Genomic DNA, 10,000 nt, shown 5'->3' with positions numbered 1-10,000 from the left:
ATAATGACAACGCAATTGATTTTTGAATTTGTAATAGGTCAAACTCACATCGCAACTTGGACAATGTGGCACATGACCACACGTCATACATTCCACATAAGGCGAAAATCCTCTGCGGTTTTGAAATAAAATAACTTGTTCGCCTTTCGATAAGGTTTCGGTGATTTCCTCCAACAATTCATCAGAAAAATGTCCCGACATTTTCTTCCTGAAATATTTATCTTTTAAATCTACTAATTGAATTTCGGGTAACACTACATTTCCGAAGCGCACTTTTAATTCGGTTAAACCGTATTTATTGGATTGCACATTATAATAGGTTTCCAAAGACGGAGTCGCGCTTCCTAAAACTACTTTTGCTCCGTGCTGTTTAGCTAAAACTATAGCCGCATCGCGCGCATGATATCGTGGTGCTGGATCGTGTTGTTTGAACGTTTGCTCGTGTTCTTCATCTACAATAATACATCCTAAATTGGAAAACGGAAGAAACAAAGCACTTCGAACACCAATTACCACTTTTGCTTTTGGCGAATTTTCTAAAACTTGATTCCAAACTTCTATGCGCTCGTTATTGGTGTATTTGGAATGAAAAACGGCAACTTCATTTCCGAAATAAGCGGTTAATCGTTGAACTAATTGTGTGGTTAAGGCAATTTCTGGTAACAAAAACAAAACTTGCTTTCCTTCCTTAATATATTGTTCTAAAAGTTTGATATAAATTTCGGTTTTACCTGAAGCGGTGACGCCGTGTAATAAATTAACATCAAAGGTTTTGAAATTTTCTTGAATACTATCAAAAGCTGCTTGTTGGGCTTCACTTAGCGTGAATTGACTATCCTCTTCTTTATCGAATGTGACTCTATCTTGTGCAATGTAATATTCTTCGAAAATCGTTTTATCTACCAAAGATTTTACAATTGCAGCAGAACTTCCAGAAGTTTCAATTAGTTTTTTTACTGAAATTGGTGCTTTTTCTCGAGCTTGTAATTGAAAATAATGTAGAACTAACTCGCGTTGTTTTTTTGCTTTGGACAGCACTTCTAACAATTCGGCTAATTGTTCTTGTTGGAGAAATTCTTCTTGCAATCTGATATAGCGAACTAATTTTGGCTTGTATTGCTCCGATATTTCTTCTTGCAACACTAAAGCACCTTTCGCCAATAATCGATTAATGATTGGGAAAACCGTTTTCTTTCCTAAAATCTTAATCACCTCTTGAACCGTAATCGAAGATTGACTTTTTAAAGCTTCTAAAATTAGATATTCATCATCTTTAAGTTCATTCGAATCGATTTCGGCATTTTCTTTAGCTGAAATAATGGTTTCGCTTTCTAAAATATATCCAGAAGGCAAAGCACTCCGAAAAACCTCGCCTAACGAACACATATAATAAGAAGCGATCCATTTCCAATGTTCGATTTGGTGTAAATTCACCACTGGTTTTTCATCTAAAATTTGATGGATTTCTTTGGCTTCGTATAATTGTGGAGGCGTATTCGTCTTATCTAACACCAAAGCCGTATAAATCTTAGTTTTTCCAAAAGGAACTGCCACTCGCATTCCAATTTGAATGTAGTGAAATTCCGCTTCCGAAACCTGATAAGTAAAGGTTTTAGAAACAGCTAATGGTAAAACGACTTCGATAAAATACAGCATAGAACAAATATAGTTGGAAAAAGAGAATAGAAAAAAGAAAACAGAAAAAAGATAAATTCCTGAATAAAAAAAAAGCGCCCTCGATTGAGAACGCTTTTCATTTTATTTAGCTGGAATTATTTTCCTAACATTTCATCTTTTAAATCTTTATCAGCTGGTTTGTCGCATAACCAGATTCCGAATAAAGCTTTTTTGAAATCGTGGCCGTCAATACTTCCTTTTTTAACTCCATTTTTGTAAACAACAACTCCTTCGTTAGGCACATTGATGATAATAAAAACATCTCCTTTTTTAATTTCTTCTTTGAAGAAACCTTTGAATTTGTCGATTTTAGCTTTTAATGGTGCCGTTTTCTTTCCAGTAGCATTTTCAAAACCTTCATTAATAGCCGAAATCATTTTATCAGAGGTAATTAAACCCGAAACAATATTTAATTTAATAGCCGCTCCTTCTTTACTGTTCATGATTTCAGAAGCATTTGTACTTTTTTTCTCTAAATACAAAGCACCTACGTACATGTCCATAAACATTTTAACACGAGTTCCTGCTCCGTTTAAGACTAAAGACTGACCTTCTAAACTCATTTTAGCGTCTACTTTAACTCCTGCTACAGTATTTTGTGCATTAACCGTGAATACAGTCGCAATCAACATTAAAAATGTAATAACTTGTTTTCTCATAATCTTTTTTTTTAGTTTGGTTAAATATATAAATTTTTTCTTTTCAATTTTGAAATAGTTGCATTTAGTTCAAATCCTAATAATAACACCATGCAATTAATCCAGATGTAAAACATTAATACAAGAAGCGTACCAATTGAACCATATAGCTCGTTATACTTTGCAAATTTAGTTACATAAATTCCGAAAATATAGGATGATAAAATTATTAAAATAGTAGTAAAAACAGCACCATAGCTAATAAATGACATGCTTGAGGTCTCTTTAGCTCCAAATTTATATAAAATTGAAGTAGTAATTAGAATCATCAAAAGAATGAATCCGTATCTACTCCATTCAATTAATGCGATATCCGTTACTTCTCCAAAAAGATTAATTTTTTGAATCATTACTTCAGCAACTACAATCGCTGCAACCGTGATTAGTAAAATCATCGACAATACTAAAGAAATTGCTAATGAAATGAAATATTGTCTAAAAAAACCTCTAGTTATAGTAATATGGGCCGACATTTCAAATCCGCCTAAAATGGCATTAATTCCGTTAGTCATCAACAAAATAGACAAAATAAAACCTGATGAAAGTAACCCTTGGTGACTGGTTTCCATAATATCTTTCAAAATGGCTTCAATAGCTTCGTAAGTATTGGGTGGAACTCCTTCTTCTACAAACTCTAAAAAATCGGCTTGGAAATTTTCCAAAGGGATAAACGGAATTAAATTCAAGATAAATAAAGCAAATGGAAATAACGCCATAAAGAAACTGAACGCAATGGCACTCGCTCTGTATGAAAAAGCGCCTTTGAAAATTCCCAAAACATACATTTCTAAAATATCATAAAGCGACAAACCTTCTAAAGATTTAAGCTTTACAGCTTTTGTAAGCGAAACTAATTGTTTTACAAGAGGAATTTTGTTGAGTTTATTTTCTATTTCTTCCGACATACATTATATTGCTTTTAGGCTTAAATCCATATTATAAACTGAATGCGTTAAAGCACCAGAAGAAATATAATTCACTCCACATTCTGCGTAATTACGAATGGTTTTTTCATTAATATTTCCTGAAGATTCTGTCAAAGATTGATTTCCAATCATGGCTACTGCTTTCTTAGTAGTTTCGTAATCGAAATTGTCTAATAAAATTCGATAAACGCCGCCAGCATCTAAAATTTGTTGGACTTCGTCTAAATTTCTGGCTTCTACAATGATTTTTAAATCTTTGTTATTATCGATTAAATATTGCTTTGTCTTTGCAATCGCTTGCGGAATTCCTCCAGCAAAATCGTTGTGATTGTCTTTCAACATAATCATATCGTACAAAGCGAAACGGTGATTTTCACCACCACCAATTTTCACCGCCCATTTTTCGATGGCACGGATTCCAGGAGTGGTTTTACGAGTATCTAAAATTTTAGTTTTTGTTCCTTCCAGTAAATCAACAAACATTTTGGTTTTGGTCGCAATTGCACTCATACGTTGCATCGAATTTAACACTAAACGTTCGGCTTTTAAAATCGATTGTGAACTTCCTGAAACATGAAAAACAATGTCGCCATGCTTCACTCTTTCTCCATCATTGATGAAAGTTTCCACTTTCATATCTTTATCCACATAATGAAAAATCATTTTAGCGAATTCTACTCCTGCGATAATCCCTTCATCTTTAACTAATAACTTCGCTTTTCCTTGTGCTGAAGCTGGAATACAAGCTAACGAACTATGGTCGCCATCTCCAACATCTTCACGAATGGCATTGCTAATGATTAATTCTAATTCTTTTTGAAATTGCGCTTCTGAAATCATGTTTTGTAAATTGAATTGCTAATGTAAGAAATCCTTTGAAGTTTAAAAAATATTGAGCGTTTAAAAACAAAAAACTCCCAGATAAATCTGAGAGTTTCTTTATGATTGAATTTTAAATTCGATTAAGATAAAGCTGCTTTTACTTGGTCAGCTGCTTCTTGGAATTGTACTGCAGATAAAATTGGCATACCAGAATTATCGATTAATTCTTTAGCAATTTCTGCATTTGTTCCTTGTAAACGAACGATGATTGGCACTTTAATAGCGTCACCCATGTTTTTGTAAGCATCAACAACACCTTGAGCAACACGGTCACAACGAACGATTCCACCAAAAATGTTAATTAAAATAGCTTTTACGTTAGGATCTTTTAAGATGATACGGAAAGCAGTTTCCACACGTTTCGCATCAGCCGTTCCACCTACATCTAAGAAGTTAGCTGGTTCAAAACCTGCATACTTAATTAAGTCCATAGTAGCCATTGCTAAACCAGCTCCGTTTACCATACAACCTACAGTTCCATCTAAGTCAACGTAGTTTAATCCTACTTCTTTAGCTTCTACTTCGATTGGGTTTTCTTCTCTAACGTCTCTCATTTCAGCATATTTTGCTTGTCTGAATAAAGCGTTATCGTCGATATTTACTTTAGCATCAACTGCTAAGATTTTGTTATCCGATGTTTTTAATACTGGGTTGATTTCAAACATTGAAGAATCAGAACCGATATACGCTTTGTATAAAGCATCGATAAATTTCACCATTTCTTTGAAAGCCTCACCAGACAAACCTAAATTGAAAGCAATTTTTCTAGCTTGGAAACCTTGTAATCCGTAAGCAGGATCAATTTCTTCTGTGAAAATTAAGTGTGGTGTGTGCTCAGCAACTTCTTCGATATCCATTCCACCTTCAGTAGAATACATAATCATATTACGTCCTGTAGCTCTGTTTAATAAAACAGAAACATAGAATTCAGAAGTTTCGCTTTCACCAGGATAATAAACATCTTCAGCAATTAAAACTTTGTGAACTGTTTTTCCTTCTGGTGGAGTTTGTGGTGTAATTAACTGCATTCCGATGATTTGCTCAGAAATTTCAGTTACTTGGTCTAAGTTTTTAGCTAACTTAACTCCTCCACCTTTTCCTCTACCTCCAGCATGGATTTGTGCTTTTACTACGTACCAACTTGTACCTGTTTCAGCAGTTAATTGTTTTGCTGCAGCTACCGCCTCAACTGGATTGTTTGCAACAATACCACGTTGAACACGTACTCCATAACTAGCTAGGATTTCTTTACCCTGATATTCGTGTATGTTCATAATTGTTATGCGTTTATCTTGTTTAAAAAAGTGCCACAAAAATAGCAAAGTAATTTTTAATGGACTAACTTTTTTTCGTTTAATTTGGGAATTTGATATACATATTCGTATTAAAACTGCAACTCTAAAAAATTACAAATGTTACAAATAAAACATTTTGTTATATATTGTTAATAATTGTTTTAAAAATTGCATCTTTTAAAAATTGATTTAGTTTTGCATCAAATTAAATCAAAAATGAAACCAGAAGTATTACAACAATTAGCAACAGAATTTGGAAGTCCGTTATACGTTTATGATGCGGAAAAAATTGCCTTTCAATACAACCGATTACAAAATGCATTTAGCAAAGTAGAACGTTTTAAGGTACACTATGCCGTTAAAGCTTTATCGAATGTATCTGTTTTGAAATACTTAAAAAGTTTAGGTTCTGGATTAGATACCGTTTCTTTACAAGAAGTGCAATTGGGATTACATGCTGGTGTTGACCCAAAAGACATTATTTACACTCCAAATGGAGTTTCTATGGAAGAAATTGAAGAAGTAGCACAACTTGGCGTTCAAATCAACATTGATAATTTATCGATATTAGAACAATTTGGCACGAAACATCCGAATGTTCCCGTTTGTATTCGAATTAATCCACATGTGATGGCGGGTGGAAATGCGAATATTTCGGTAGGACATATTGATAGTAAATTTGGGATTTCTATTCATCAATTACCTCATATTTTAAGAATTATTGAGAATACGAAAATGCACATCAATGGAATTCATATGCATACGGGTTCTGATATTTTAGATGTAGAAGTGTTTTTATATGCTGCTGAAATCTTATTTGAAACCGCAAAAAATTTCCCGGAATTAGATTTTATTGATTTTGGAAGCGGATTTAAGGTACCATACAAAAAAGGAGATATTGAAACCAATGTAGAAGAATTTGGAAGAAAATTAACGAAACGTTTTTTAGCTTTCGAGAAAGAATATGGTCGTCCATTAACACTAGCTTTTGAACCCGGAAAATTCTTGGTTAGCGAAGCAGGTTATTTCTTAGCAAAAGTAAATGTGGTAAAACAAACCACCTCAACCGTTTTTGCTGGAATTGATTCAGGATTCAATCATTTGATTCGTCCGATGTTATATGGAGCACAACATCATATTGAAAATATTTCCAATCCAAAAGGAAAAGAACGCTATTATTCGGTAGTAGGTTATATCTGCGAAACTGACACTTTTGCAAGCAACCGAAGAATAACAGAAATTCACGAAGGTGATATTTTGTGTTTCCGAAACGCAGGCGCTTATTGCTTTTCAATGGCATCTAACTACAACTCACGACTAAAACCAGCGGAAGTGTTATGGAAAGACGGAAAAGGTCATTTAATACGAGAGCGCGAAACGTTTGATGATATTTTGAAAAATCAGGTAATGATTGAAATTTAGTTTTTTTGTTAAGCAAAGAAAAGCCCGAATTAGTAATTAATTCGGGCTTTTTGATTTATTTCGAGTTTAAAACCTCTAACAACACCTTCCCATTAGAACTATTCGGCATGGTAATTTTTAACATTTGGGTAACTGTTGGAGCAATTTGCGTGATTTCTTTTCTATCGTGGGTTTGTCCACTTTTAATGTTCCAACCAAAGAAAATTAAGGGAACATGCGTATCATAAGAATAAGGCGAACCATGTGTTGTTCCGGTTGAAGAATATTCTACATAACCTGGTTTGAAAATCATGATGAGTTCTCCGTTTTGTGTTGGGTCGTACCCTTTTGTGATAAAGTCTAAATAATAATCGCTTGGATTTCCGTTGGTAATTTCTTCTTCGGTATAAACTCGTTTGATGAAGTCTTGTTTTTGTAAATAATCTTTAAAGGTTTGTTTTACTTCTTGCAAGTTCAAACCTTTTGCTTTTACTTTCGCTTTATCAAAAAACACATTGTAATTCGAGTAATCCAATACTAAGTTTTCTCCAAAAGTAGTTTCTGAAAACTCTTTTAAGTCTTTCTGGATGTTTTTGTAATTGATGTTATCTACTTTGTATTTATTGTCTTTCAAATACGTTACATTCTCAGCCCCAGCGTGATCTGCTGTTAAGAAAACCAAGTAATTTCCTTTCCCAACCGTTTTGTCTAGGTAAGTTAAGAAATCGGCAATGGTTTCGTCTAAACGCAAATAAGTGTCTTGTAATTCAATTGAACGCGGTCCTAAAACGTGACCGATATAATCCGTAGATGAGAAACTTACTGCCAAGAAATCGGTAATGTTGTCTTTTCCTAAGTTTTCGCTTTCGATGGCTTTTTTAGCAAAATCAGCTAATAAATTATTTCCAAAAGGTGTTGAACGAAGAATTCCGGCATCGTTGGCATCATACATGTCTTGTAAATTGTAAGGCATAAATGGTGCTTTTTTATACAATTTTCCTTCATATGGATTGTTATCGGTTAAGCTTTCGTTATACGTTTCTTTTGGTTTTAATAAATCCCAACCTTTGGTTACATATTTCAAATAATTTTTCTCCGCATTGAATTGCGTTGCCCAATCTGGAAGTTTTTCTCCGTAATACGTACTCGAAATAAACGCTCCTGTTTTGCTGTACCAAAAAGCCCAATCCGCAAAATGTCCAGCAGGCAAAATAGCACCTCTATCTTTAATACTGATTCCGATAACTTTTCCTTTAAAATTGGTTGATAACTTTAATTCATCAGTCATGGTTGAACTTTGCAAGTTTCTTGGCGACATTTTTCCTTCTTTGTCTGAATCGTCTCCAATTGTTGAAACCGTTGCGTCATCTGTACAATACATATCTTTTCCTGTAGCTTTATTGAACCATTCGTTTCCGACAATTCCGTGAACTGCAGGTGTAGTTCCTGTATAAATGGAAGCATGTCCAGGTGCGGTATAAGTTGGCATGTAATTGTAATGGGTATTATTGAAAGTGTAGCCTTCTTTCATTAATCGCTTGAAACCATTTTCGGAAAAGTCGTTTGAAAAACGATATAAGTATTCCATTTTCATTTGGTCTACTACAATTCCTACTACTAATTTAGGTTTATCTTGTGCTGAAAGTAGCGAAGAAACAAGTAATACTGATACGGCTAAGGCTTTTTTCATTTTAAAACTATTTTATACAAAAGTACGTTTTTGATGTAAATGGAATGTTAATAAATACAAAAATGACTTTCTATTGTATTCAATAAAAAGTCATTTTAAATATAGTTTAGAATTATTTCTTTTTTGCGGGCTTATCTTCAAGAACCGTCATATTGTAAGCAATAATCATATCTTCATAGGTAATATATAATTGATTTCTGCCTCCTTGTTTTTTTCTAGTGTAAATAGCCAAAACGCATTCTACTCCATTGTTATCAACACAATTAAATTTAACCATATCGTCGTCTCCAATCGTTTCTTGATTACCATATTTCATAATAGAAAACAATTGAAGTACTTCTGAATAAACCACAATTCTGTGACTTTCCATATCTAACAGTACCGTCATTTCAGATTTTTGCAATTTAGACCAATCGCTCCAATTTCCTTTTTTGTCTTTCTGGCTAACCATATATCCAGAAGTTTTGAAATTATATTTTTGAGCATAAGTAGTCACCGATGCAAAAAACAAAAACAATACTATGTATTTTAAACTCTTCATTTCGTTGTTATATTAAAATTCAAAGGTAGTCACCTCTTTTTTAGCAATGTTAAATTCGGTAATGATATTATCAACAATAGTTTCAACAGGCAAAATATCATGAATTAATCCCGCAATCTGACCAATTTCTAATTCGCCTTCCACTAAATCACCTTCAAACATACCTCTTTTTGCTCTTCGTTTTCCTAACAATTCAATTAAATCTTCTTTAGATGGACATTTAGCATATAATTCCTGAACATCGTTATAGAATTTGTTTTTGATTAAACGAACGGGAGCCAATTCTTTCAAAGTTAATTGTGTATCACCTTCACCCGTTTCCACAATTGTTCTTTTGAATTCATCATGCGCCGAACTTTCGGTTGAAGCAGCAAAACGACTTCCCATTTGAACACCATCAGCACCTAATGTCATGGCGGCTAACATTCCTCTACCCGTTGCGATTCCTCCTGCAGCGATTAATGGAATTGAAATTTGTTCGCGCACCATTGGAATTAAGGTTAACGTTGTCGTTTCCTCTCTTCCATTGTGTCCGCCGGCTTCAAAACCTTCAGCTACAACAGCATCAACTCCAGCTTCTTGAGCTTTTAGTGCGAATTTTGAACTACTTACTACATGTACAACAGTTATGCCATTTTCTTTTAAAAACGGTGTCCAAGTTTTTGGATTTCCAGCCGAAGTAAAAACGATTTTAACGCCTTCTTCTTTGAGAATTTGCATAATTTCTTCAATGTTAGGATATAACATTGGCACGTTTACTCCGAAAGGTTTATCGGTTGCTTTTTTGCATTTTTGAATGTGTTCTCTTAAAACTTCAGGATACATAGAACCTGCACCAATTAAGCCTAAACCACCAGCATTACTTACGGCACTTGCCAGTTTATAACCAC

General features: G+C 33.9%; 9 protein-coding genes. 1 reads left to right on the top strand and 8 read right to left on the bottom strand.

Going from position 1 to position 10,000, the window contains the following annotated elements; all coding sequences use genetic code 11:
* From priA to sucC, 5 genes are all read right to left on the bottom strand, one after another.
* A partial coding sequence (gene priA, locus LDL23_RS08235; RefSeq protein ID WP_291265270.1) for a primosomal protein N' occupies positions 1-1,656 on the bottom strand: 1,656 nt, incomplete at its 3' end.
* 116 nt (positions 1,657-1,772) lie between these two features.
* The gene (locus LDL23_RS08230; RefSeq protein WP_291265269.1) at positions 1,773-2,336 is read right to left on the bottom strand and encodes a chalcone isomerase family protein; all 564 of its coding nucleotides are present in this window, start codon (positions 2,334-2,336) and stop codon (positions 1,773-1,775) included.
* A 20-nt stretch (positions 2,337-2,356) separates the two neighbouring features.
* Positions 2,357-3,280: a YihY/virulence factor BrkB family protein gene (locus tag LDL23_RS08225; protein WP_291265268.1), complete on the bottom strand. Its 924-nt coding sequence runs from the start codon at positions 3,278-3,280 to the stop codon at positions 2,357-2,359.
* A gap of 3 nt (positions 3,281-3,283) precedes the next feature.
* Positions 3,284-4,141 (bottom strand): carboxylating nicotinate-nucleotide diphosphorylase, encoded by an 858-nt coding sequence (gene nadC / locus LDL23_RS08220; RefSeq protein ID WP_291265267.1) that lies wholly within the window; start codon positions 4,139-4,141, stop codon positions 3,284-3,286.
* A gap of 122 nt (positions 4,142-4,263) precedes the next feature.
* Entirely contained in the window at positions 4,264-5,457 is a 1,194-nt protein-coding gene (sucC, locus tag LDL23_RS08215; RefSeq protein WP_026726609.1) for an ADP-forming succinate--CoA ligase subunit beta, read from the bottom strand.
* A gap of 237 nt (positions 5,458-5,694) precedes the next feature.
* On the opposite strand from sucC, the gene lysA reads away from it, so the two are divergent.
* Positions 5,695-6,900 carry a diaminopimelate decarboxylase gene (lysA, locus tag LDL23_RS08210; protein ID WP_291265266.1) on the top strand — a complete coding sequence of 402 codons (1,206 nt, stop codon included), beginning with the start codon at positions 5,695-5,697 and terminating at the stop codon, positions 6,898-6,900.
* Positions 6,901-6,955: 55 nt separating this feature from the next.
* On the opposite strand, the gene pafA is transcribed toward lysA, so the two are convergent.
* From pafA to LDL23_RS08195, 3 genes are all read right to left on the bottom strand, one after another.
* Positions 6,956-8,569 carry an alkaline phosphatase PafA gene (gene pafA, locus LDL23_RS08205; RefSeq protein ID WP_291265265.1) on the bottom strand — a complete coding sequence of 538 codons (1,614 nt, stop codon included), beginning with the start codon at positions 8,567-8,569 and terminating at the stop codon, positions 6,956-6,958.
* 112 nt (positions 8,570-8,681) lie between these two features.
* Positions 8,682-9,110 (bottom strand): hypothetical protein, encoded by a 429-nt coding sequence (locus LDL23_RS08200; RefSeq protein ID WP_291265264.1) that lies wholly within the window; start codon positions 9,108-9,110, stop codon positions 8,682-8,684.
* 12 nt (positions 9,111-9,122) lie between these two features.
* Positions 9,123-10,000: nitronate monooxygenase (locus tag LDL23_RS08195; RefSeq protein WP_291265263.1), on the bottom strand; the 878-nt coding region annotated here is incomplete at its 5' end.

Source organism: Flavobacterium sp. (assembly GCF_020217025.1).
Lineage (GTDB): Bacteria > Bacteroidota > Bacteroidia > Flavobacteriales > Flavobacteriaceae > Flavobacterium.
Note: the sequence above shows the minus strand (reverse complement) of the source record. Positions and strands in the feature narration are given on the sequence as shown.

Coding starts and splice junctions, on each gene's coding strand:
- LDL23_RS08230 (WP_291265269.1), bottom strand. CDS start 2,336: ATGAGAAAACAAGTTATTACATTTTTAATGTTGATTGCGACTGTATTC.
- LDL23_RS08225 (WP_291265268.1), bottom strand. CDS start 3,280: ATGTCGGAAGAAATAGAAAATAAACTCAACAAAATTCCTCTTGTAAAA.
- nadC (WP_291265267.1), bottom strand. CDS start 4,141: ATGATTTCAGAAGCGCAATTTCAAAAAGAATTAGAATTAATCATTAGC.
- sucC (WP_026726609.1), bottom strand. CDS start 5,457: ATGAACATACACGAATATCAGGGTAAAGAAATCCTAGCTAGTTATGGA.
- lysA (WP_291265266.1), top strand. CDS start 5,695: ATGAAACCAGAAGTATTACAACAATTAGCAACAGAATTTGGAAGTCCG.
- pafA (WP_291265265.1), bottom strand. CDS start 8,569: ATGAAAAAAGCCTTAGCCGTATCAGTATTACTTGTTTCTTCGCTACTT.
- LDL23_RS08200 (WP_291265264.1), bottom strand. CDS start 9,110: ATGAAGAGTTTAAAATACATAGTATTGTTTTTGTTTTTTGCATCGGTG.